The sequence below is a fragment of the Heyndrickxia sporothermodurans genome, assembly GCF_003055045.1.
GTDB lineage: Bacteria > Bacillota > Bacilli > Bacillales > Bacillaceae_C > Heyndrickxia > Heyndrickxia sporothermodurans.
This window is the reverse complement of the sequence record NZ_NAZB01000032.1, coordinates 1-24,352: the sequence shown is the minus strand read 5'-3', so window position 1 is coordinate 24,352 and position 24,352 is coordinate 1. Positions and strand designations below refer to the sequence as shown.

Sequence of the window (24,352 nt, the reverse complement as noted above, 5' to 3'; positions counted from 1 at the left end):
AAAGGCAGTGCAAAAAGCACCACCTTACTTTTTTATTCTTACACATTAAATCTAAAATGCATAACATCTCCATCTTGTACAAGGTATTCTTTTCCTTCTAGACGAACCTTTCCAGCCTCTTTTGCTGCAGTCATTGAGCCGCCAGCAATTAGATCGTCAAATGAAACTGTTTCCGCACGAATGAAACCTTTTTCAAAATCAGTATGAATAATACCCGCACATTGTGGTGCCTTCATTCCTTTTTTAAATGTCCAGGCACGAACTTCTTGGACTCCGGCTGTAAAATAAGTCGCCAATCCAAGTAAGCTATAAGCAGCTTTAATTAATTGGTCCAACCCTGATTCTTCAATTCCTAGCTCTGAAAGGAACATTTCCTTTTCATCATCGTCTAATTCAGCAATCTCCTCTTCAATTTTTGCACAAATGACTATTACTTCTGCACCTTCATTAGCTGCATAGTCACGTACCTTTTGAAGATTTTTATTACTAGAAGGATCCGCAACCTCATCTTCTCCGACATTAGCAACATAAAGAATTGGTTTGCTCGTTAACAAATGAAGGCCTTTTACAAGTTTTAATTGCTCATCCGTAAATTCAACTGAACGAGCAGGTTTGTCCGATTCAAGTGCCTCTTTTAATTTAGTTAGCACTTCAAACTCTGCCACAGCTTCTTTATCCTTTTGCTTTGCCAATTTTTCAACACGAACAATTCGTTTGTCTACTGTCTCTAAATCAGCTAAAACCAGTTCTAAGTTAATTGTTTCAATATCATCAATCGGATCGACTTTTCCGGATACGTGTGTAATATTTCCGTCCTCAAAGCAGCGAACAACATGACAAATAGCGTCTACTTGACGAATATGAGAAAGAAATTTATTTCCTAGTCCTTCTCCTTTACTTGCACCTTTTACAATTCCCGCGATATCAGTAAATTCAAATGCTGTTGGAACAGTTTTCTTTGGTTGAACGAGTTCTGTTAATTTATTTAAACGTTCATCTGGAACTTCTACGATCCCTACGTTTGGGTCAATTGTACAGAATGGATAGTTGGCAGATTCTGCTCCAGCTTTCGTAATTGCATTAAATAAAGTAGACTTACCGACATTTGGCAATCCTACGATCCCTGCTGTTAGTGCCATTATGGGTCACTCCTCTTGAAAGAATATCTATATTATTAGATTGAATTTATCGTTTCTGCATACCTTTCACAATTATATGGATTATCCTAAAAAAGCGCAAGCATCATAGAATGTCCCATAGAAAAAAGCATGAATCTATTCTTCATGCTTTACTAATACTTTCTTCATTTTTCTAGAAAATTCCCTTCTAGGGATCATCACACTATGTCCGCATCCTTCACATTTAATACGGATATCCATTCCCATTCGAATGATTTTCCATCGGTTTGTTCCGCACGGATGCTGCTTTTTCATTTCGACAACATCATTAAGTCCAAATTCCTTTGGTTCCATCATTTACTCTCCCCTTACTTCTTCATTATTTCGTGAATACATGACAAGCTTCGGAAACGGAGCATGAATCCCATGCTGATCGAGAGTCTGTTTGACTTCCTTTCTAATCGCTCTAGCTATATACCAGTGCATCATTGGGACCGTTTCGGCTATTATCCTTAATTGTATATCAGAAGTTCCTAATTTTTGAACACCGAGCAATTCCGGTTTATTAATGATTTCTTCATACTTATCTTGAAGTCCTTCCAGTAACTCTTCGATAATTTCTTCCGCTCTTTCAATGTTTTGTTCATAAGGAATATTAATATCAACAACAGAAATACTGTTATTGATCGAGTAATTTGTAACTTCGGTTATATTTCCGTTTGGAAGAATATGAACTTCCCCTGTCCAGCTTTTGATCTTTGTCGTTCGTAATCCAATTTCATCAACGGTTCCCATAAACTTACCAACACCAACATAATCCCCAACCGAAAACTGATCTTCAAAAATAATGAAAAAACCGGAGATAATGTCTCGCACCAGACTTTGAGCACCAAATCCAACTGCTAAACCAACGATTCCTGCTCCCGCTAACAATCCTTTTACATCAATATTTAATGAAGATAGAATTGTTATTAAGGCAATAAAATAAATCAAATAGGTTAAAACATTTTCCAAAAGCTTTAAAAGTGTGTTCTCCCTTCGCTCCGATACTCGTATTGGCGATTTAGCCCTTACTTTAAACACGTTTCGTATCGTTGCTCTTCCTATTCTAATCACAATAGATGCAACTACGAGAATAATAAATATTTTTAGAATCAATTCTCCTAAATGTATCCACAGTTCTCGATCAAACAACTCTCCTGCAACTTTTTCAGTGGATTTTTCCAATGAATTCAATTCAAACACCAACCTAAAAAAGATTCGATTCTAAAAAAATAGCATAAAAAGACATGCAGATAAACTAATAATCATAATAATTTTTTATTTTCCCCAAAACCTCTTCCTTTATGTATAGAAAAATAATTTCCTCCGTATACTGTTAATACTATTAACGAGGAGTGGACGAAATGAAACTAGGGAAAAGGTTTTTTGAACAAAAAGTGGATGAAAGAAAAATCCCTCATGATGAACCGCTTGCAAAAGAAATCATCTCAACGCAAATTTTATCAATGCTTCCGATAAAAGACGATCAGCCTGTTATCATTGTCTGCATTGGAACAGACCGTTCCACTGGTGATTCATTAGGACCACTCACCGGAACATTTCTTCAAGAAAAAGGGCCATCTATATTTTCAGTTTATGGGACATTAGATGATCCAATCCATGCCGTCAATTTAGAAGAAAAGTTAAAAGCCATCCATGAAATGCATGAAAATCCATTCATTATTGCTATCGATGCATGTCTTGGAAAATTGAAAAGTGTCGGCATGATTCAAATTATGGATGGACCTGTAAAACCCGGAGCTGGAGTCAAAAAAGAATTACCGAGTGTCGGAGATATGCATATTACCGGGATCGTTAATGTTAGCGGCTTCATGGAATTCTTTGTTCTGCAAAATACACGATTAAATTTAGTCGTCAAAATGGCAAAGACAATTGCAGGAGGCATCTACCGTGCAAGTCGTGCCTACCAACAACCTCATATCCATGAACTAGATTGGGATAATAATCATGAACGGACAATCTAACTAAACAGGGAAAGTTAACCTTTCCCTGCCAACTCAAATACTACAAAATTTAAATAAAGAGATTTTTATAAAAATAAATAACTGTAACAATAATAGCAACTACCAAAATTCCCGGAAGCAAATTTGCCACCCGAATCTTCGTTATCCCCGCGATATTTAAACCTATCGCAACGATCATAATCCCACCAGTCGACGTCATTTCGACAATAAAGGAATTCATTAGCGCATCTGGAATAACCCGATCAATTTGCGTTGCAAAAATAGCGATAAGCCCTTGATAAAGAAACACCGGAATGGCTGAAAAAATGACACCAATCCCTAATGTTGTGGTTAAAATTAAGGCTGTAAACCCATCAATAATTGCCTTTGTATATAATACATTATGATCCCCACGTATCCCGCTATCCAATGCACCGATAATTGCCATTGCTCCAATGACGAATATTAGTGTTGCTGTAACAAAACCTTCAGAGATATTCCCTTGTTCATTTGAACCAACCCTTTTTTCCAGCCAGTTCCCAAGTTTATTTAATTTCTCCTCTATCATCGTCATTTCACCAATGACAGCGCCAAATACTAAACTCAAAATAACTATTAAAAAATGCTCGCTTTTTAACCCCATTTGCAGTCCTAAAACAATAACTGCAAGTCCAATGGCATACATAACTGTTCCTTTTACTCTTTCAGGAATTTTATGTAAAAGTTTACCAAGTAGAGATCCGATAACGATGCAAATTCCATTTACAATAGTTCCTAAAAGTACCATAGATCCACCTGCCATATGAAAAAATAAACCATCTACATAGATGGCCTATCAGTCATTATTTTTATCTAATAGCTCTAATATCCGTTCTAAATCTTCATCCGAGAAAAACTCAATCTCTATTCTACCTTTTTTCTTTGATTTTTTGATGGATACTGTCGTGCCAAATCTTTCTCGCAATGCACTTTCAGTTTCACGGATAAATACATTTTTTTCCTCTTTTGGTTTCTTTGTTTCACGTGAAACATTATCATTTAATTGCTGAACCAATTTTTCCAGTTGGCGAACATTTAATCCATCATTTATTACCTTTTCGGCAACTGGTAAAAATTTATCCTTTTTCTTAAGACCTAAAAGGGCACGCCCATGTCCCATAGAAATTTTCCCATCCGTGATAAAAGCTTGGATCTTTTCCGGTAATGCCAGTAATCTTAAATGATTCGCTATATGGGGGCGGCTTTTACCAAGTCGCTTTGATAACTCCTCTTGTGTTAAGTTTAATTTATCCATTAACATCTGATACGCATTTGCTTCCTCAATCGGAGATAAATCTTCCCGTTGTAAATTTTCAAGAACAGCTAGCTCCATCATTTGTTGCTCAGTTAAATCACGAATAACGACAGGTACTGTCTGAAGTTTTGCTTCTTTAGCTGCACGAAAACGTCTTTCTCCTACAACTATTTCATACCCTTTAATGCTTTTTCGAACGATAATTGGTTGTAGAATTCCATGTTGTAGAATTGAATCTTTTAATTCCTCAATCGCTTCAGGTTGAAATATTTTCCGTGGTTGATAAGGATTCGGTCTGATTTCCTTTAGCTTAATCTCTTGAACAGAATCCTCTTTATTTACATCAACATTAGCAAATAATGCATTAATGCCCTTTCCAAGTCCTTTAGCCATTCATAGCCACTTCCTTTGCTAAATCTAAATAGACCTCAGCCCCTCTGGATTTAGAATCATAAATAATAATCGGTTCTCCATGGCTTGGTGCTTCGCTTAATCGAACATTACGAGGAATAATCGTCCGATAGACTCTATCTTGGAAATACTTTTTCACTTCTTCAATAACTTGGATACCTAGATTCGTCCGAGCATCCAACATTGTAAGAAGTACTCCTTCTATTTTTAACTCTTGATTTAGATGTTTCTGAACTAACCGGACAGTACTTAGTAACTGACTTAATCCTTCAAGTGCGTAGTACTCACATTGAACAGGAATTAATACAGCATCCGAAGCGGTTAGTGCATTAAGAGTTAATAATCCTAAAGATGGTGGACAGTCAATCAGAATATAATCGTAATCATCCTTCACTGCCGCTAATGCGCGTTTTAGCCGCACTTCTCTAGATATAGTTGGGACTAGCTCAATTTCTGCACCTGCTAATTGGATTGTTGCAGGAACTGAATCTAATCTTTCTACTCCCGTAGCTTTGATTACTTCTTTTATATCAATATCATCAACTAGAACATCATAAATACACTGCTGGACATCACCTTTATCAATACCTGCTCCACTAGTTGCGTTCCCTTGTGGGTCAATATCAACTAACAGCACCTTTTTCCCAATATGTGCTAAGCAGGCACCCAAGTTTACTGATGTAGTCGTTTTACCGACCCCACCTTTTTGGTTGGCAATTGAAATAATTTTGCCCAAGCGTGTCACCTACTTTCAACTTCCTATTAAATTGGCAATCATATTATCTATTTTAACAAAATTTCAATTAGAAGGTTTAGTTTTTATAAAAAAAAAGAGAAACTTACAAGAACAAGCTTCTCCGAATCTAGTTATTTATTATTTTTTCGGGATTTTAATCGTAATTTGATAGTATTCATCAAACTCTTCTTCTTCTGAGTTTAGTTTGATTCCATTATCCTCAACCATTGTCAACGATTGCCGAATGGTATTAACGGCAATTCTCATATCTTTACTAAATGCCTGACGACGCGGCTTTTGTTTCCGTTCTTTTTTATTTAATAATCGTTCTACATAATCTTCTGTTTGCTTTACATTTAAGTTTTTTTCAATAATATTTGTCAATAGATTTATTTGCTTTTCCGGATCTTTCAATGGAATTAATGCACGAGCATGGCGTTCAGAAATCAATTTTTGCAATAATGCATCTTGAACTTCTTGCGGAAGTTTTAATAAGCGTAATTTATTTGCAACTGTTGATTGCCCTTTTCCTAAACGTTGTGCTAACGCCTCTTGAGTTAAGTTATGTAATTCCAAAAGTTTCCCATAAGCAATCGCTTCTTCAATTGGTGAAAGTTCTTCACGTTGAAGATTCTCTATTAAAGCAACTGAAGCTGTCTCCGTATCATTTAAGTTTTTTATTATTGCAGGGACAGTATCCCATCCAAGCAATTGCATAGCCCTATATCTCCGCTCACCAGCAATGATTTCAAATTGACCGGAACTATACTCACGAACAACTATTGGCTGAATAATACCATGTGTATGTATGGTGCGTGCTAATTCTTCAATTTTATTCTCATCAAATACTGTTCTTGGTTGAAAACGATTGGGGACTATGCTAGAAATAGGAATCTTCCTAACTTCTTCATTTTCATTTACTATTTCTGTTTCCGACTCTTCCACCTTTTCGCCCACACCAAAAAAACGAGAGAAAGGATGCTTCATCGACCGACACCACCTTTAAGAGACTCCCTATCTACCTATTCTTTATTATAAGACAAGTTCCTGCATTTTCGTTGGTTAATTTTCGAGTTTTTCTTACATGATTAAACAAAAACTTGTTAAGTAATTTAAATTTCCCGTAGAAAATTCGCAAATAAACAAGAAGATTTGATTATTATGGCAAAAAACTTATTATTATTTCCTCATTCTAATGGCATTTTATTTGGCGTTCCCGGTTTTCTCGGATATTTCTTAGGAGTCTGTTTGCTTTTTTTAATCACAATAATATTTCTTTCGCTTTCTTCATACGGCAAAGTGAAAGAGTAAGTATTCTCCACATCTGCGCCAAGTAAACGGATTGCCTTATTAGCACTAGTTAACTCTTCCTTCGCATTTGCCGCCTTCATTGCAATAAATAACCCACCTTGTTTTACCAATGGAATACATAATTCACTAAGAACTGACATTCTAGCCACAGCCCTAGCTGTTACAATATCGTACTTTTCCCTATGCTCCGTCCTTTTTCCAAAAGTTTCAGCACGATCATGATAAAAGAAAGTTTCCTTTAATTCCAACTCTTTTGCAAGGTGCTCTAAAAAGGTTATTCGTTTTTGGAGCGAATCAACAATTGATACCTTTAACTCTGGGAAACAAATTTTCAAAGGAATACTAGGAAAGCCCGCACCCGCTCCTACATCACAAATATGATAAGGCTTGTTTAAATCAACATAAAAGGAAGCGGTAATAGAATCAAAAAAGTGCTTTAAATACACATCACCTTTTTCAGTTATTGCTGTTAAATTCATCTTTTCATTCCATTCCACAAGCAACTCAAAATACCGATTAAATTGTTGTAATTGCTTAGAGGAAAGAGAGATTCCCTTTTCCTCTAAGAGAGTTGTAAATTGCTCAATATTCATAAATTTATTCCATCCTTACTGGTTATTCTTTCGCAACCTTTGCAATCCGCCCTTGTTCAATATAAACAAGTAAAATGGAAATATCAGCTGGATTTACACCAGATATTCTAGATGCCTGCGCAATTGATAATGGCCGAACTTTACTTAATTTCTGTCTAGCTTCCGTCGCTATTCCATTAATTGCATCATAATCAATGTTTTCAGGAATCTTTTTATCTTCTAGTTTCTTTAACCGCTCTACTTGCTGTAATGACTTCTCAATATAGCCTTCATACTTAATTTGTATTTCGACTTGTTCGGTCACTTCTTCTGGTAAATCTTGTTCAGCTGGAATTAATTCATGGATATGACTGTAAGACATTTCAGTACGTTTTAATAAATCTGAAGCACGTATTCCGTCTTTTAGTTCACTTCCTCCTGCTTGTCGGATTAATTCCTGTGTTTTTTCATTTGGTTTTATAATAATGGAACGCAATCTTTGCTTTTCTGCTTCAATTTTTTCCTTTTTAGCGACAAATTTTGCATATCTTTCTTCTTTAATTAAACCAATTTGATATCCTAAATCTGTTAAACGTAGATCTGCATTATCATGTCTAAGCAATAGACGATATTCCGCACGGGAAGTTAGTAAACGATAAGGTTCGTTTGTTCCCTTCGTGACTAAATCATCCAATAAAACACCAATATAAGCATCTGATCTGCTTAAAATAACTTCTTCTTGTCCTAATGCATTTCTAGCTGCATTTATACCGGCCATGAGCCCTTGACCAGCAGCTTCTTCATATCCGGATGTACCATTTATTTGTCCCGCGGTATAAAGGTTTTTCACTCGTTTTGTCTCTAATGTAGGCCATAATTGTGTAGGGACGATGGCATCATATTCAATGGCATAGCCCGCACGCATCATTTGTGCTTTCTCTAATCCCGGAACGGTTGCCAGCATTTTTAGTTGAACTTCTTCAGGTAAGCTTGTTGATAGTCCTTGTACATAAACTTCCTGTGTGTTTCTTCCTTCAGGTTCTAAGAAAATTTGATGACGCGGTTTATCTGCGAATCGAACAATTTTATCCTCAATAGATGGACAATACCGCGCACCTGTTCCTTTCACCATTCCGGAAAACATTGGTGATCGGTGTAAATTTTCATCAATAATATGATGTGTCTGTTCATTTGTGTACGTTAACCAGCATGGAAGTTGATCCGTTATATATTTTGTTGTTTCGTAGCTAAACGCTCTTGGTTTTTCATCACCCGGTTGAATTTCAGTTTTACTATAATCGATTGTATGGCTGTTAATTCTTGGTGGTGTACCTGTCTTAAATCGAACTAATTCAAAACCTAATTTCTCTAAATGCTCGGAAAGCTTAATAGATGGCTGTTGATTATTAGGTCCACTTGAATATTTTAAATCACCGATAATGATTTCTCCTCGTAAAAAGGTTCCCGTCGTAATTACTACCGTTTTCGCACGATAAACCGCACCTGTTTTTGTAACTACACCGTTACAAACTCCGTCTTCGACGATAAGTTCTTCAACCATACCTTGAAGCAGTGTTAAATTAGGTTCATTTTCAAGTGTTTTTTTCATTTCATTTTGATATTGGAATTTATCAGCTTGAGCTCGTAAAGCTTGAACTGCAGGCCCTTTACCGGTATTTAACATTCTCATTTGAATATATGTTTTATCAATATTTTTACCCATTTCTCCGCCGAGTGCATCAATTTCCCGAACGACGACTCCTTTTGCGGGACCCCCTACTGATGGATTACAGGGCATAAATGCAACCATATCTAAGTTAATGGTCACCATTAAGGTTTTTGCGCCCATTCTTGCAGCAGCTAAACCTGCTTCACAGCCTGCATGTCCAGCCCCGACAACAACGACGTCAAATTCCCCAGCATCATACTTTTGCATAGTAAATCCCTCCTTACTTTTATTTGTCCAGCTCCAGCGCCTAACGGCTAGCGTATTTCTACGTCTTCCCCTTACGCCGATGACCAAGGCGCCTCCGCTTCTCTTACTTCCCTAAGCAAAATTGCGAGAACAGTTGATTAATCAAACTTTCTTGGACGGTATCTCCGATAATTTCCCCTAGTAATTCCCATGTTCTTGTTAAGTCAATTTGGATAATATCTATTGGTATACCCATTTCAATTCCGGAAATTACTTCCTCGATTGAATCTAATGCCTGCCCAATTAATGCGATATGGCGACTGTTTGAAATATAGGTTATATCGGATGCTTCAATAGAGCCTTGAAAATACATAGAAGAAATAGCTTCCTCAAGCTCGTCTACACCTTTTTCTTCCAATAGGGAAGTAGAAATAATCGTATGTTTATCAGCTAATTGCTTTACTTTGTCCATATTTATTCTTTTTTGTAGGTCAGTTTTATTTATTATAACAATAACGTCCATACCTTTAACGGCTTCGAAAAGTTTCATATCTTCAGTCGTTAAATCATCCGCATAATTCAATACGAGAAGAATTAAATCTGCCTCTTTTAACACTTTTCGTGATCGTTCCACACCAATCCGTTCAACAATATCTTCCGTCTCACGAATTCCGGCGGTATCAACTAAGCGTAGAGGAACCCCTCGTACATTGACGTACTCTTCAATGACATCCCGTGTTGTCCCAGGAATATCCGTTACAATCGCTTTATTCTCTTGTACTAAACTATTTAATAAAGAAGACTTTCCAACATTCGGTCTGCCAATAATGGCCGTAGATAAGCCTTCTCTTAATATTTTCCCTTGGTGGGCCGTTTGTAAAAGTTTCTTCAATTCATCTCTTATATATTCTGCTTTCTCCTTCAGCATCCGATGTGTCATTTCCTCCACATCATCATACTCGGGATAATCAATATTTACCTCGACATGCGCGACAACTTCTAATATTTCTTGACGGAACTTTTTCACTAGTTTAGAAAGTCTTCCTTCCATCTGACCTAAAGCTACCTTCATTGCTCGATCCGTTTTCGCACGAATTAGATCCATGACAGCCTCTGCTTGAGACAAATCAATTCGTCCATTTAGAAACGCTCTTTTCGTGAACTCGCCAGGTTCGGCTAATCTCGCCCCATGCCTCAACACCAATTGTAAAACACGATTTACCGATACTAGTCCACCATGACAGTTTATTTCTACAACATGTTCCCGCGTAAATGTTTTTGGAGCCTTCATCACACTTACCATAACTTCTTCTACTAGTTCCTTCGTACTCGGATCGATGATTTTCCCATAATTTATCGTATGTGATTGGACATTCCTTAGTTTCTTCCCATTTACCCCTACGAAAATTTTGTCAGTTATTTCAATAGCTTGATCGCCACTTAACCGAACGATAGCAATGGCCCCCTCGCCCATCGGCGTCGATATAGCCGTAATTGTATCAAATTCCATCCTTCCTCACCTCAATTCCATATTTGTTTAGTCTATATATCAAGCTTTATTTACGAATTAATCCCAAAATATTAGAATAACAAATTCTAATCTAATTAAAAATAATAAAGTATTTTGTATTCGAAAAAATTATCCACAGTACACAAAGTCAATGATATATATTTTAACTTATCCACATGTGAATAACAATATTTGAAGCAACTACTCTCTTTAGATAAAAATAAACCAAGCGAAATTCGCTTGGTTTATTAATTAGTAGGTTTGATAACTAAATAACGATTCGGTTCTTCCCCTTCAGAATGTGTTTGGATTTTCTTGTTACGGGCTAAAGCGCTATGAATAATTTTCCTTTCAAAGGAAGGCATCGCTTCAAGAGTTACAGCTTTATTCGTATAAATAGCTTTTTCGGCCAATCTTTCTGCTAATTGAATAAGAGAATTTTCCCTTCGCTTTCGATAATCTTCTGCATCCAAAACGATAGTTAAAAATTGATTTTTATATCGATTAGCTATCAATTGCGTTAATAATTGTAAAGAATTAAGTGTTTGTCCTCTTTTTCCAATTAACAAGGCCATTTTTTCACCGGATAGTTTAAATTCAGCTGTATTTCCTTCGATCTTAACTTCAATTTTTGCATCGATCCCCATTTGTTTCACTATTTCCAGCAAATATATTTTAGCTTCTTCAATCGGATCGGGCTTTAATTGAACATGAACGATTGCAGGACGTGAACCAAATATTCCAAACAATCCTTTTTTTCCTTCATCAATTATTTGATATTCAATTCGTTCTTTCGTTACATTTAATTTTCCAAGGGCTACCTCAACTGCTTCTTCGACACTTTGTCCTGTAGCAGTAACTTCCTTCACTTTTTAGCTCCTCCCGCTTTTCCCCCAGTTGATGGACCATTTTGGATTTCTGGAGTTTTAATAAAATACGTTTGAATAATCATGAAGATGTTACCGACTACCCAATATAGCGGCAGTGCTGCTGGTAAACTGATTCCTATTACAATGATCATAATTGGCATTACCCAAAGCATAATTGACATTTGTGGATTTTGGTTTTCTGTTCCTGCCATCATTACTTTTTGTTGAAGGAAAGTCGTTACTCCCGCAATAACTGCCAATATATAATCTGGTGATCCTAAATCGAACCATAGGAACATCGATTCTCTAATTTCTGGTGTTCGATTAATTGCATGGTAGAATCCAATTAGTATAGGCATTTGAATAATTAACGGAAGACATCCTGCTAATGGATTTACCCCATACTTTTGAAATAATTGCATTTGTTCTTGCTGTAATTTTTGTTGTGTAACCGCATCTTTGGAACTATATTTTTCCCTTAGCTTTTTAATCTCAGGTTGAATTAATTGCATTGCTTTTGAACTTTTTGTCTGCTTAATCATTAATGGAAGGATGATTAAGCGAATAATGATTGTTACAAAAATAATCGATAACCCATAGCTATTTCCTAGAAATACTGCAACCTTTTTAATGATCCAGGATAGTGGAAAGACGATATATTCATTCCAAATCCCTTTACTTTCTGGAGTAATGTCTTTATTGAACTCCGTACATCCTGAAAGGACGGCTGCAAGTCCCACTATTGCAATAATTAAAAATATTCTTTTTCTCAAACCGCTGTTTCCTCCCTGCTTTCTAAGTATCAATTTTTTATGTAGATTAAGGCATCCATATTACATTACAGCAATTGGACACCCTTACAAACAATAAAAAAAAATTAATCAACTAGAACTTTTGCTACTTTTAACACATGTTGCAAGCTTTTATTTACTTCATGGAAATTCATTTCGGCCGCTGGTTTTCTAGCGATGATCACATAATCATTATCTTTTTTGATATTTTCTTCTAATTCGTGGAAACATTGACGAAGATAACGTTTAATTTCATTTCTTTTAACTGCATTTCCTATTTTTTTACTGACTGACAAACCTATACGGAAATTTTTTTGATTTTCCTTTTTTAAAACATATATAACAAATTGGCGATTCGCATACGATTTTCCTTGTTTAAAAACTTTTTGGAAATCAACATTTTTTTTAATTCGATACGATTTTTTCATTTCTATCACTCGCAATACGAAAGTTTACGAAAAGGTGGTAAGAAAAAAAACCACTGAGACGTTTCAGTGGTCTACGCTGATAATACTTTTCTTCCTTTACGACGACGAGCAGCTAAGACTTTACGTCCATTTTTTGAACTCATACGTGCACGGAATCCATGAACTTTACTTCTTTTACGAGCGTTTGGTTGATATGTTCTTTTCATTTATGACACCTCCCTCGAGGATCTTTTGTAACAGTAGAAGACAGTCCTACTAATTATAATGATCATCAATAATAATTGTCAACTCTTTATAGCAGAATACTTTTTCCAATAATCGCTATTTAAATATCGTCTAGTTTTTAAAAATTGGATAGGTAAATCTAATAATATATGTTGTGGATAATTTTCGACAGCATTTTCACTATCCACAACAATTATTGACAGGTTTTTCACAAATTAATAACCTGTGAATAAATTTATTCCTCAGGCTACGGATGGTGTGGATAATTTTTAAAATGCATTGCAACGCCTATAATTATTTGTTATGATTATTGTGTTTTCACTCTGAATATATATTTGTGCATAACTTATTTATCCACAAATTGTGGATATCGTGTGGATAGTTTATGTACATGCTTTGTATAAACTTGTCCACAAACAGTGGATGGTGTCGAAAATCTACTTTCTTTCCTTATTATAAGTTTTTCCACAATCATAGTTATGTATATTTATTAATTTTAACATCTCTAAGACGAAACATTGTTACGTTGTTTCTCACATACACGTCAAAAATACTGATATTACAAAGGAGGGTATGGTGTTGGAAAATATAGCTGATCTTTGGAATAAAGCACTAACTATTATTGAAAAAAAGATCAGTAAGCCTAGCTTTGAAACATGGTTAAAGTCTACCAAGGCACATTTATTACAAGGCGATACGTTTATCGTTTCGGTGCCTAATGATTTTGCTAGAGATTGGCTAGAAGGGCGATATGTCACGCTAATTTCAGATGTCCTCTATGACATAACTGGTGAAAAACTCACAGTAAAATTTATCATCCCTCAAACTCAAGAGGATGAAGAATTTCAATCAAAGGTTCCGCCTCAAAATAAACCTAAAATAGAGGATTCAACAGAATTATTCCAAAACGTACTGAATCCAAAATACACGTTTGATACTTTTGTTATTGGTTCTGGAAATCGCTTTGCACATGCTGCTTCGCTTGCTGTAGCAGAGGCTCCCGCTAAAGCCTATAATCCGCTTTTTATTTATGGGGGGGTTGGCCTCGGAAAAACGCATTTAATGCATGCCATTGGACATTATGTAATTGAGCATAATCCTACTGCGAGGGTCGTTTATTTGTCCTCCGAAAAATTTACGAACGAATTTATTAATTCCATTCGAGATAATAAAGCTGTCGATTTCCGTAATAAATACAGGAATGTTGATGTGCTATTAATAGATGATATTCAATTTCTTGCTGGAAAAGAATCAACTCAAGAAGAATTTTTCCATACTTTCAACGCCTTACATGAAGAGAGTAAACAGATTATCATTTCTAGTGACCGTCCTCCAAAGGAAATTCCAACATTAGAGGATCGTCTACGATCTCGTTTTGAATGGGGTTTAATTACTGATATTACCCCGCCGGATTTAGAAACTCGGATTGCTATTTTGCGAAAAAAGGCAAAGGCAGATGGACTTGATATCCCAAATGAGGTTATGCTGTATATTGCTAATCAAATTGATTCAAATATTCGAGAGCTAGAAGGAGCGTTAATTCGAATCGTAGCCTATTCATCCTTAATCAATAAGGACATAAATGCAGATTTGGCTGCTGAAGCATTGAAAGATATTATTCCTAGCTCGAAGCCAAAAGTGATTACGATTCAAGATATTCAAAGAACAGTTGGACAAGAATACAATATTAAATTAGAGGATTTTAAAGCAAAGAAAAGAACAAAATCTGTTGCTTTTCCGAGGCAAATTGCTATGTATTTATCAAGAGAATTAACTGACTTTTCTCTACCGAAAATTGGTGAGGAATTTGGCGGGCGAGATCATACGACTGTTATTCATGCCCATGAAAAAATATCTAAACTACTTCTAACGGATGCTCAACTGGAAAAAAGCATTCAAGAGATTAAAAGTCTACTAAAAGGGTAACCTGGGAAATTGTGAATAACTTTTTACTGTATATGCACAGTCTGTCCACATGTGGATAGGCTGTGTTTCCTTTCGATTTTTAAGTTATCCACATGTTCACAGGCCCTACTATTATTACTACTATTTTTTAAAAGATTAATTATATATAAATCACCATAAATTAGAACAATATTAAACAAGTTGACAGTTACGTATTTGCAATCCATTTTTCCAAAGATGAATGGTACAATAATTAATTAAACAAGTCTCGGGGGGAAAATCATGAAATTTTCGATACAACGTGATCGACTTATCCAAAGTGTACAAGATGTAATGAAAGCAATTAGTTCTAGAACTACGATTCCCATATTAACTGGAATAAAAATTGTAGCGACAAATGAAGGCGTAGCATTTACAGGAAGTGATTCAGATGTATCCATTGAATCATTTATTCCAAAAGAAGAAGATGGAAATGAATTAGTGGAGATTTTTGCTCCTGGTGCCATCGTTCTACAAGCTAAGTTTTTTAGTGAAATTGTTAAAAAGTTACCTATGGATTTCGTTGAAATTGAAGTAATCAATCATTTGCAAACCGTTATTCGTTCAGGTAAATCTGAATTCAATCTAAATGGATTAGATCCTGAAGAATATCCACATCTACCTCAAATTTCTGAAGAGAATGTATTTAAAATTCCAACAGATATTGTTAAAAACCTTATTCGCCAAACCGTTTTTGCTGTATCTACGTCTGAAACTCGCCCAATTCTAACCGGGGTAAATTGGAAAGTTGAATCAGATCGATTAACATGTATTGCTACGGATAGCCACCGCTTAGCAATGCGTTCAGCAGCCATCGATTTTGTAAATGAGGCGAAATATAACATTGTCATTCCTGGAAAAAGCTTAAATGAATTAAACAAAATTTTAGATGACACAAATGAACCAGTAGAAATTGTTATTACCGAAAATCAAATTTTGTTTAGAGCAAAACATTTACTATTTTTCTCAAGACTTTTAGAAGGTAATTATCCTGATACTTCAAGATTAATACCTACTGAAAGCAAAACAGACATTGTTATTAATACAAAAGAGTTTTTACAAGCCATTGATCGTGCCTCTCTATTAGCAAGAGAGGGTAGAAATCCCAATGTTGTTAAATTCTCTACGCTAACATCAGGAATCATTGAAATTTCATCTAACACTCCTGAAGTTGGGAAAGTTGTTGAACAAGTTCAAAGTCAGTCAATTGAAGGCGAAGATTTAAAAATTTCATTCAGTGCAAAATATATGATGGATGCCCTAAAAGCATTGGAAGGTTTAGAAATTCGTATTAGTTTTACTGGGGCAATGAGGCCATTTATCATTCGACCAATTAATGACGAATCGATCTTGCAACTTATATTGCCAGTCCGCACTTACTAAATAAAAGTTCCTGTCTTAGACAGGACTTTTTTTACATTTATCCACAATAAACATCTAAAAATATTTATAAAAAAATCATCCACATGTTAATAACTTTGAAACGAAGTGACGTTGTATTAATTAAAATTATTTAGTAAAATTATATATTAGAGAATTATGAAGCGGAAAAGAGTGAATGTATGGAAAAGAACGTATCAATTGAGACGGAATTCATTACTTTAGGCCAATTTTTAAAATTAGCTGATGTTATTCAAAGTGGTGGCATGGCCAAATGGTTTTTAAGTGAACATGATGTATTTGTTAATGGTGAACAAGACCAAAGAAGAGGGCGAAAACTTTCAGTAGGTGATCGAATAGAAATTCCGAGCGTTGGTAATTTTGTTATATCCCGATAGATAATTTTTGGGAGAAAAAGGATGTTACTGAATGTATATTGAAGAGTTAGAACTGAAAAATTACCGTAACTACGAATCGCTATCTATTTCCTTTGAAAATAACGTAAATGTGATTTTAGGTGAAAATGCACAAGGAAAAACTAATGTTATGGAATCTATTTACGTTTTAGCTATGGCAAAGTCCCATCGAACATCAAATGATAAAGATTTAATCCGTTGGGATGAGGAATATGCTAAAATAAAAGGTAGGATAAAAAAACATAGTGGATCAACACCGCTAGAACTAGTTATTTCAAAAAAAGGGAAAAAAGCAAAATATAATCATATTGAGCAATCTAAATTAAGCCAGTATGTAGGAAATATGAATGTTGTCATGTTCGCGCCTGAAGATCTCCATCTTGTTAAAGGGAGCCCTCAAGTTAGGCGTCGTTTTATTGATATGGAGATTGGACAGGTATCACCCGTATATTTACATGACATCAGTCAATATCAAAAAATTTTACAGCAACGGAATCATTATTTAAAACTGCTGCAACTCCAAAAGCAAAAAGATGAAACGATGCTTGATGTACTAACCGACCAATTTATACAAATGGCCGTTAAGATCATAAAAAAGAGATTTGAGTTTATTCAACTGCTAGAAGAATGGGCAAGACCAATCCATACGGGGATATCCCGGGGCTTAGAATCGTTAAAAATTCAGTATAAACCGTCCATTGATGTATCAGAAGACATGGATTCGTCAAGCCTATTAACGAAGATGGAGGAAAAATTTTCTATTAATAAAAAAAGGGAAATTGAACGAGGTGTTACATTATTAGGTCCACATCGTGATGAGCTTGTATTTTTTGTGAATAATCGTGACGTGCAAACATTTGGTTCACAAGGACAGCAACGAACAACTGCTCTTTCATTAAAATTGGCTGAGATAGAATTAATCCATTCAGAAATAGGGGAATACCCCATTTTACTCCTTGATGATGTTTTATCTGAACTAGATGATTACCGCCAATCCCACCTGTTGAATACGATTCAAGGAAAAGTCCAAACTTTTGTTACAACTACAAGCATTGATGGAATCGACCATCAAACACTGAAAGAGGCATCGACCTTTTCTGTAGAATCCGGGATTATGTTTCCGGTGAAATGAGGTGTAAAACATGTACCTACATGTAGGCGAAGATGTGATGGTTCGAGCAGATGAAATTATTGCTATTATAGATAAAGGTTCAGTTAATCAGTCTGTTATTATGCAAGAATTTTTCCAATCAAAGAAAAAGGGCATGATTAACTTGTCAAAAGGAAAGTTTAAATCCTTAGTCATTACTGACCATCAGCACTATCTTTCACCTTTATCCTCTAGTACGCTTTTAAAGCGATTAAATTAAAACTATTTTTGTTTTTTTATGACTAGAGAAAATAACTAGGAATTTTAATTGTTTTTCAGTAACCCCTATGAAGAATATTTATTTATTTTGATACGTTATAAATACATGTTTAACTAATTTATTTTTAAAAAGTGTAGGTGAATTCAAGTGCCAATGGAACAAGATCAAGTTCAAGGTCAAAGCTATGATGAAAATCAGATACAGGTTCTTGAAGGACTGGAAGCTGTTCGGAAGCGTCCAGGTATGTATATTGGATCCACAAGCAGCAAAGGGCTACATCATCTTGTTTGGGAAATTGTAGATAATAGTATTGATGAAGCACTTGCCGGATTTTGTGACGAGATAAATATTGTCATTGAAAAGGATAATAGTATTAAGGTTGTCGATAATGGACGCGGTATTCCGGTTGGGATACAGGAAAAAATGGGAAGACCCGCAGTTGAAGTCATCCATACTGTCCTTCATGCCGGAGGAAAATTTGGTGGCGGAGGATATAAGGTATCTGGTGGTTTGCACGGAGTAGGTGCTTCCGTAGTTAATGCCTTATCAAGTGAATTTGAGGTTTATGTCCATCGTGATGGGAATATATATTATCAAAAATATGAACGTGGAGTTCCTTGCTTTGATTTAAAGATCATTGGGGAAACAGACCATACCGGAACGACTAGCCACTTCGTACCGGACAAGGAAATATTTACAGAGACTACGGTCTTTGATTACGATATTCTTGCAACACGCGTTCGTGAACTTGCATTTTTAAATCGGGGATTAAAGCTTACGATTGAAGATAAAAGAGACGAATCGAAAAAAAATGAATATCACTATGAAGGTGGAATAAAGTCATACGTTGAACATTTAAACCGTACAAAAGAAGTCATCCATGAAGAGCCAATCTATGTAGAAGGCGAAAAGGATGGGATTTCTATTGAGGTTTCAATTCAATATAATGAGGGCTTCACAAGTAGCATTTATTCTTTTGCCAATAATATTCATACGTATGAAGGTGGTACACATGAATTTGGCTTTAAGACAGCCCTAACAAGAGTTATTAATGACTACGCTCGCAAAAATGGCCTAATTAAGGAAAGTGATTCTAATTTATCGGGTGAGGATGTTCGTGAAGGATTAACTGCGATCGTTTCAATTAAACATCCTGATCCACAGTTCGAAGGGCAAACAAAAACAAAATTAGGTAATTCAGAAGCTAGAACAATTACCGATGCTATTTTCTCCGAGCATTTTGATAAATTTATGTTAGAAAACCCAACAGTTGCTAAAAAAATTGTTGAAAAAGGTTTAATGGCAGCACGTGCACGTTTAGCAGCGAAGAAAGCAAGGGAACTTACTCGTCGAAAAAGTGCATTAGAAGTTTCAAGCCTTCCCGGGAAATTAGCGGATTGTTCATCTCGTGATCCGAAAATCAGCGAATTATTTATCGTTGAGGGAGACTCTGCCGGTGGCTCTGCGAAGCAAGGTAGGGATAGACATTTTCAAGCGATTTTACCTTTAAGAGGGAAAATCCTCAATGTTGAAAAAGCACGGTTAGATAAAATTTTAACTAATAATGAAATTCGAACCATTATTACTGCATTAGGTACAGGGATTAGTGAGGATTTTGACATTTCAAAAGCTCGCTATCATAAAATAGTCATCATGACTGATGCCGATGTCGATGGCGCACATATTCGAACATTATTATTAACATTCTTCTATCGCTATATGCGACAAACAATAGAGGCGGGATACATTTATATTGCACAGCCGCCCCTTTATAAAATAGCTCAAGGCAAACGCGTTGAATATGTATATAGTGACAAGGAATTAGAACAAGCATTAAGTCAAATGCCACAGCAACCGAAACCCGGAATTCAACGATATAAAGGTCTTGGTGAAATGAATCCTGAACAATTATGGGAAACAACAATGGATCCAGAGCGTAGAACTTTACTTCAAGTAAGCTTAGAAGATGCAATAGAAGCGGATGAAACATTTGAAATGCTTATGGGAGATAAGGTTGAACCACGACGTAATTTTATCGAAGAAAATGCAATTTATGTAAAGAACTTAGATATTTAATCGGGAAAGTACAAGCAACAAGATAGGTTAAGCACTTTAGTGCGTTAGTAATGTTAACTTTTCATCTTTACAAGAGGGGCAATCAGTCATTACTGATTGCTTCATTCTCTTAAGGGAGGTTCCAGTATGGCTGAAACACCAAGTTCAAATATTAAAGAAATAAATTTAAGTCAGGAAATGCGTACATCTTTCTTAGATTATGCGATGAGTGTAATTGTTTCACGTGCACTTCCAGATGTGCGTGATGGATTAAAACCAGTACATCGCCGAATTCTTTATGCGATGAACGATTTAGGTATGACATCGGACAAAGCATTTAAGAAGTCGGCACGTATCGTTGGAGAAGTAATCGGTAAGTACCATCCACATGGTGATTCGGCCGTTTATGAGACGATGGTTCGTATGGCTCAGGATTTTAGCTATCGCTATATGCTTGTAGATGGACATGGTAACTTCGGTTCTATTGATGGTGATTCTGCGGCTGCAATGCGTTATACAGAAGCTCGTATGTCTAAAATATCAATGGAATTACTTCGCGATATTAATAAGGACACAATTGATTATCAAGATAACTATGATGGTTCTGAGAAAGAACCCGTTGTGTTGCCATCAAGATTTCCGAATTTATTAGTCAACGGTACTTCGGGTATCGCTGTTGGTATGGCGACTAATATTCCACCACATCAACTTGGGGAAGTAATTGATGGAGTATTGGCTTTAAGTAAGGATCCTGATATTACCATCCAAGAATTGATGGAATTTATACCAGGACCGGATTTCCCTACTGCAGGATTAATTGTGGGAAGAAGCGGAATTAGACGTGCTTATGAAACCGGGAAAGGATCAATTACATTAAGGGCACGAGTAGAAATTGAACAAAAGGCAAATGGCAAAGAGACCATTATTATTAAAGAAATTCCTTACCAAGTGAATAAAGCAAAGCTTGTGGAAAGAATTGCTGAACTTGTACGTGATAAAAAAATTGATGGAATAACAGATTTAAGAGACGAATCTGATCGTACTGGTATGCGCGTAGTTATTGAAGTACGAAGAGATGCCAATGCGAATGTTCTTTTAAATAATTTATATAAACATACAGCATTACAAACAACATTCGGAATCAATACGTTAGCACTTGTTGATGGTCAACCGAAAGTATTAAATTTAAAACAATGTTTATATCATTATTTGGAACATCAAAAAGTCATTATTCGTCGTAGAACGGAATTCGAATTAAGAAAAGCTGAAGCTAGGGCACATATTTTAGAGGGATTACGTATTGCTCTTGATCACATTGATGAAATAATTAGTTTGATTCGTTCTTCTCAAACAACAGAAATTGCAAGAAATGGTTTAATGGAACAATTTTCATTATCTGAGAAGCAAGCTCAGGCTATTCTTGATATGCGTCTCCAACGTTTAACAGGATTAGAACGTGAGAAGATTGAAGAAGAGTATCAAGAATTGTTAAAACTAATCGCTGAATTAAAAGCTGTTTTAGCAGATGAAGAAAAGGTACTGGAAATTATTCGTGAAGAATTAATAGAAATTAAAGAACGCTTTAATGATAATAGGAAAACTGAAATTGTTTCAGGCGGTATTGAACAAATCGAAGATGAGGATTTAATTCCTCGAGAAAATATTGTCATTAGTTTAACCCATAATGGATACATTAAACGTCTGCCAATTTCCACATACAGAAGTCAAAAACGTGGAGGACGCGGGGTCCAAGGAATGGGAACAAATGAGGACGACTTTGTTGAGCATTTATTAACAACTTCAACCCATGATACGATCCTATTTTTCACTAATAAAGGAAAAGTTTTCCGATCTAAAGGATATGAAATTCCTGAGTTTAGTCGAACAGCTAAAGGGATTCCAATAATAAATCTCCTTGGAATTGAAAAGGACGAAGAAATTAATACGATGATTCGTGTCGAAGAATTTGTGGAAGATTCGTTCTTATTCTTTACTACGAAACGTGGAATATCTAAACGAACTCCACTAACTGATTTTGCAAACATACGAACAAATGGATTAATTGCTATTCATCTTCGCGATGAAGATGAACTGATCTCTGTTAAATTAACTGATGGAAATAAAGATATGATCATTGGTACTAAAAATGGTATGTTAATTCGCTTTCCGGAAGTTGATGTTCGATCCATGGGAAGAACTGCTACCGGTGTTAAAGGAATCACGCTAACGGGTGATGACGAAGTCGTTGGAATGGAAATTCTCGAAGATAATGACGATGTTTTAATTGTCACTATTAATGGTTACGGAAAACGCACTAATTCTTCAGAGTATCGCATTCAAAGCCGTGGTGGTAAAGGGTTAAAAACATGTAATATTACAGAAAAGAATGGAAACTTAATTGCAGTAAAAACCGTTACTGGGGAAGAGGATCTTATGCTGATAACCGCCGGAGGAGTTCTTATACGGATGGCAGTCGGTGATATTTCCCAACTTGGACGTAATACTCAAGGAGTCAAATTAATTCGCCTTGGTGAAGACGAACATGTGGCAACCGTTGCAAAAGTCGAAAAGGAAGAAGAGGAACCTTCAGATCAAGAAGAATTAGAAGTAGTTAATGACAATAATCAAGAAGCTGAAGAGGAATAATAGGTTTTTTTGCAATTTTTAAAAGAGACATCGATTCGATGTCTCTTTTTTGATAAAATTGAAAATAAATAGAAATAAAATAGATACTATTACTTATATGGAGTGGTCATATGAAAATAAATATAGACGGATTACGTGTAGGATCTATATTAGCTGAGGATGTAATGGGAATGACTAGTTCCCCAATTATCCCTAGAGGGACGGTTATATCAATAGAACATATTGATGTTTTAAAAGCATTTTTTATTAGAGAAGTAGAAATAGAAAGTATATCTAATGGTCAAAAGAGACAAAAGGGAGCTAACAAAAACCATTCTGAAGTGAATGTAACTAAAGCGGAACAAGTAAAAGTCCACTCCATCTTTCCTTTTTTATTTTCTGAATCAGTAAAAAAGTACAAAGCTGATTTTCAAAAATGGCAATCCGGAACTATAATTGATATAGCAAATGTGAGAGACTATTTATACCCTTTATTGGAAATAGCTGAGGAGGAAAACATCGCTCTTAACTCTCTTTTTGTAAATAATCCGGAAGATTATATTTACTATCATTCTATTTCAGTTGGAATTCTTAGTGGATTAATTGCTAAAAGAATGGGGGATAATAAAGGCCGCTATTATCAAACGGCTCTAGCAGGCTGCTTAGCAAATGCAGGTATGGCAAAGATTTCACCAAGAATCATTTCTAAACAAACAACTTTAACTAACAGTGAAAAGGCTGAGATTCAAGAACATCCAAATTATAGTTTGAAAATGGTGCAAAATAGTCCACTACTCAAATCAGAAACGAAATTAGCAATCTTTCAACATCATGAGAGACTTGATGGAAGCGGTTATCCAATGGGGGTAAAAGGGAAACAATATTACTCTATGTCTAGAATTATTACAGTAGCTGATGTATTTCATGCACTAGTATCTGATCGCCTTTATAAGAAGAAAATAGCACCTTTAAAGGCCCTAGAGATAATGAAAATAGATGAATTTGGTAAATTTGATTTAGAAGTGATAAACACTCTATTATCGATGATTGCCAATCTTTCAATAGGAACAAAGGTTAAGATATCAAACGGCTCTTTCGGAGAGGTGATCTTTATTAAACAAACTGCACCAATTAGACCGCTTATAAGGTTGAATGATGGAGAAATCATCGACCTTGAAAAGGAAAGAAATTTATATATAGAAGAGGTATACTAGTTTCGATATTACTATTGTATTTTCCTTATTCGTTTGATATAATAAATTTCGTTGGCTTTTTAATAAATATATAAAAGTATTTTAAAATAGTAATTGACATTACATGATGAAATATGCTATTATATAAAAGTCGCAAATAACAATTGATCTTTGAAAACTGAA

23 protein-coding genes are annotated in these 24,352 nt (G+C 35.5%); 9 read left to right on the top strand and 14 right to left on the bottom strand.

The window, feature by feature from the left end:
* Nucleotides 1-38 precede the first annotated feature (38 nt).
* From ychF to B5V89_RS13955, 3 genes are all read right to left on the bottom strand, one after another.
* Nucleotides 39-1,139, bottom strand: a complete 1,101-nt coding sequence (ychF, locus tag B5V89_RS13965) for a redox-regulated ATPase YchF (RefSeq protein ID WP_107920279.1) — start codon at nt 1,137-1,139, stop codon at nt 39-41.
* A gap of 135 nt (nt 1,140-1,274) precedes the next feature.
* Entirely contained in the window at nt 1,275-1,472 is a 198-nt protein-coding gene (locus B5V89_RS13960) for a DUF951 domain-containing protein (protein WP_066235822.1), read from the bottom strand.
* Nucleotides 1,473-1,475: 3 nt separating this feature from the next.
* A complete protein-coding gene (locus tag B5V89_RS13955; RefSeq protein ID WP_066235810.1) occupies nt 1,476-2,354 on the bottom strand; it encodes a mechanosensitive ion channel family protein in 879 nt (292 codons plus the stop codon).
* A gap of 170 nt (nt 2,355-2,524) precedes the next feature.
* Here B5V89_RS13955 and yyaC point away from each other — a divergent pair, with 170 nt between their 5' ends.
* The gene (gene yyaC, locus B5V89_RS13950) at nt 2,525-3,145 is read left to right on the top strand and encodes a spore protease YyaC (protein ID WP_066235809.1); all 621 of its coding nucleotides are present in this window, start codon (nt 2,525-2,527) and stop codon (nt 3,143-3,145) included.
* A gap of 49 nt (nt 3,146-3,194) precedes the next feature.
* Here the strand turns inward: yyaC and B5V89_RS13945 are convergent, their stop codons facing one another.
* The 11 genes from B5V89_RS13945 to rpmH all read right to left on the bottom strand — a co-directional run bounded on the left by B5V89_RS13945 (nt 3,195) and on the right by rpmH (nt 13,167).
* Nucleotides 3,195-3,911 carry a DUF554 domain-containing protein gene (locus tag B5V89_RS13945; RefSeq protein ID WP_066235808.1) on the bottom strand — a complete coding sequence of 239 codons (717 nt, stop codon included), beginning with the start codon at nt 3,909-3,911 and terminating at the stop codon, nt 3,195-3,197.
* A 48-nt stretch (nt 3,912-3,959) separates the two neighbouring features.
* Entirely contained in the window at nt 3,960-4,811 is an 852-nt protein-coding gene (locus B5V89_RS13940; protein ID WP_066235807.1) for a ParB/RepB/Spo0J family partition protein, read from the bottom strand.
* Entirely contained in the window at nt 4,804-5,565 is a 762-nt protein-coding gene (locus B5V89_RS13935) for a ParA family protein (RefSeq protein ID WP_066235821.1), read from the bottom strand. Before B5V89_RS13935 ends, B5V89_RS13940 begins: the two co-directional genes overlap by 8 nt.
* 138 nt (nt 5,566-5,703) lie before the next feature.
* Nucleotides 5,704-6,552, bottom strand: coding sequence for a nucleoid occlusion protein (noc, locus tag B5V89_RS13930; protein ID WP_066235806.1), 849 nt, complete (start codon nt 6,550-6,552; stop codon nt 5,704-5,706).
* A 200-nt stretch (nt 6,553-6,752) separates the two neighbouring features.
* The gene (rsmG, locus tag B5V89_RS13925; RefSeq protein ID WP_066235805.1) at nt 6,753-7,469 is read right to left on the bottom strand and encodes a 16S rRNA (guanine(527)-N(7))-methyltransferase RsmG; all 717 of its coding nucleotides are present in this window, start codon (nt 7,467-7,469) and stop codon (nt 6,753-6,755) included.
* Nucleotides 7,470-7,491: 22 nt separating this feature from the next.
* On the bottom strand, nt 7,492-9,384 hold the full coding sequence (mnmG, locus tag B5V89_RS13920; RefSeq protein WP_066235804.1) for a tRNA uridine-5-carboxymethylaminomethyl(34) synthesis enzyme MnmG: 1,893 nt from the start codon (nt 9,382-9,384) through the stop codon (nt 7,492-7,494).
* 103 nt (nt 9,385-9,487) lie between these two features.
* A complete protein-coding gene (gene mnmE / locus B5V89_RS13915) occupies nt 9,488-10,873 on the bottom strand; it encodes a tRNA uridine-5-carboxymethylaminomethyl(34) synthesis GTPase MnmE (RefSeq protein ID WP_108072516.1) in 1,386 nt (461 codons plus the stop codon).
* Nucleotides 10,874-11,121: 248 nt separating this feature from the next.
* Nucleotides 11,122-11,742 carry an RNA-binding cell elongation regulator Jag/EloR gene (gene jag / locus B5V89_RS13910; RefSeq protein WP_066235802.1) on the bottom strand — a complete coding sequence of 207 codons (621 nt, stop codon included), beginning with the start codon at nt 11,740-11,742 and terminating at the stop codon, nt 11,122-11,124.
* A complete protein-coding gene (gene spoIIIJ / locus B5V89_RS13905) occupies nt 11,739-12,515 on the bottom strand; it encodes a YidC family membrane integrase SpoIIIJ (protein ID WP_066235801.1) in 777 nt (258 codons plus the stop codon). Before spoIIIJ ends, jag begins: the two co-directional genes overlap by 4 nt.
* 104 nt (nt 12,516-12,619) lie before the next feature.
* Complete coding sequence (rnpA, locus tag B5V89_RS13900; protein ID WP_066235800.1) at nt 12,620-12,961, bottom strand: ribonuclease P protein component; 342 nt, start codon at nt 12,959-12,961, stop codon at nt 12,620-12,622.
* A gap of 71 nt (nt 12,962-13,032) precedes the next feature.
* Nucleotides 13,033-13,167 (bottom strand): 50S ribosomal protein L34, encoded by a 135-nt coding sequence (gene rpmH / locus B5V89_RS13895; RefSeq protein WP_066235799.1) that lies wholly within the window; start codon nt 13,165-13,167, stop codon nt 13,033-13,035.
* Between the two features lie 598 nt (nt 13,168-13,765).
* Here rpmH and dnaA point away from each other — a divergent pair.
* The 8 genes from dnaA (at nt 13,766) to B5V89_RS13855 (ending at nt 24,190) form a co-directional block, all read left to right on the top strand.
* Complete coding sequence (gene dnaA, locus B5V89_RS13890; RefSeq protein WP_066235798.1) at nt 13,766-15,112, top strand: chromosomal replication initiator protein DnaA; 1,347 nt, start codon at nt 13,766-13,768, stop codon at nt 15,110-15,112.
* Between the two features lie 261 nt (nt 15,113-15,373).
* A complete protein-coding gene (dnaN, locus tag B5V89_RS13885) occupies nt 15,374-16,513 on the top strand; it encodes a DNA polymerase III subunit beta (RefSeq protein ID WP_066235797.1) in 1,140 nt (379 codons plus the stop codon).
* Nucleotides 16,514-16,692: 179 nt separating this feature from the next.
* Complete coding sequence (gene yaaA, locus B5V89_RS13880; protein ID WP_066235796.1) at nt 16,693-16,908, top strand: S4 domain-containing protein YaaA; 216 nt, start codon at nt 16,693-16,695, stop codon at nt 16,906-16,908.
* Nucleotides 16,909-16,939: 31 nt separating this feature from the next.
* The gene (gene recF / locus B5V89_RS13875; RefSeq protein ID WP_066235795.1) at nt 16,940-18,058 is read left to right on the top strand and encodes a DNA replication/repair protein RecF; all 1,119 of its coding nucleotides are present in this window, start codon (nt 16,940-16,942) and stop codon (nt 18,056-18,058) included.
* Nucleotides 18,059-18,068: 10 nt separating this feature from the next.
* Nucleotides 18,069-18,296, top strand: a complete 228-nt coding sequence (gene remB, locus B5V89_RS13870) for an extracellular matrix regulator RemB (protein WP_066235794.1) — start codon at nt 18,069-18,071, stop codon at nt 18,294-18,296.
* 153 nt (nt 18,297-18,449) lie between these two features.
* Nucleotides 18,450-20,372, top strand: coding sequence for a DNA topoisomerase (ATP-hydrolyzing) subunit B (gene gyrB / locus B5V89_RS13865; RefSeq protein WP_066235820.1), 1,923 nt, complete (start codon nt 18,450-18,452; stop codon nt 20,370-20,372).
* Nucleotides 20,373-20,498: 126 nt separating this feature from the next.
* The gene (gene gyrA, locus B5V89_RS13860) at nt 20,499-22,997 is read left to right on the top strand and encodes a DNA gyrase subunit A (RefSeq protein ID WP_108072515.1); all 2,499 of its coding nucleotides are present in this window, start codon (nt 20,499-20,501) and stop codon (nt 22,995-22,997) included.
* Nucleotides 22,998-23,107: 110 nt separating this feature from the next.
* The gene (locus B5V89_RS13855; protein ID WP_108072513.1) at nt 23,108-24,190 is read left to right on the top strand and encodes an HD-GYP domain-containing protein; all 1,083 of its coding nucleotides are present in this window, start codon (nt 23,108-23,110) and stop codon (nt 24,188-24,190) included.
* Nucleotides 24,191-24,352: the final 162 nt, after the last annotated feature.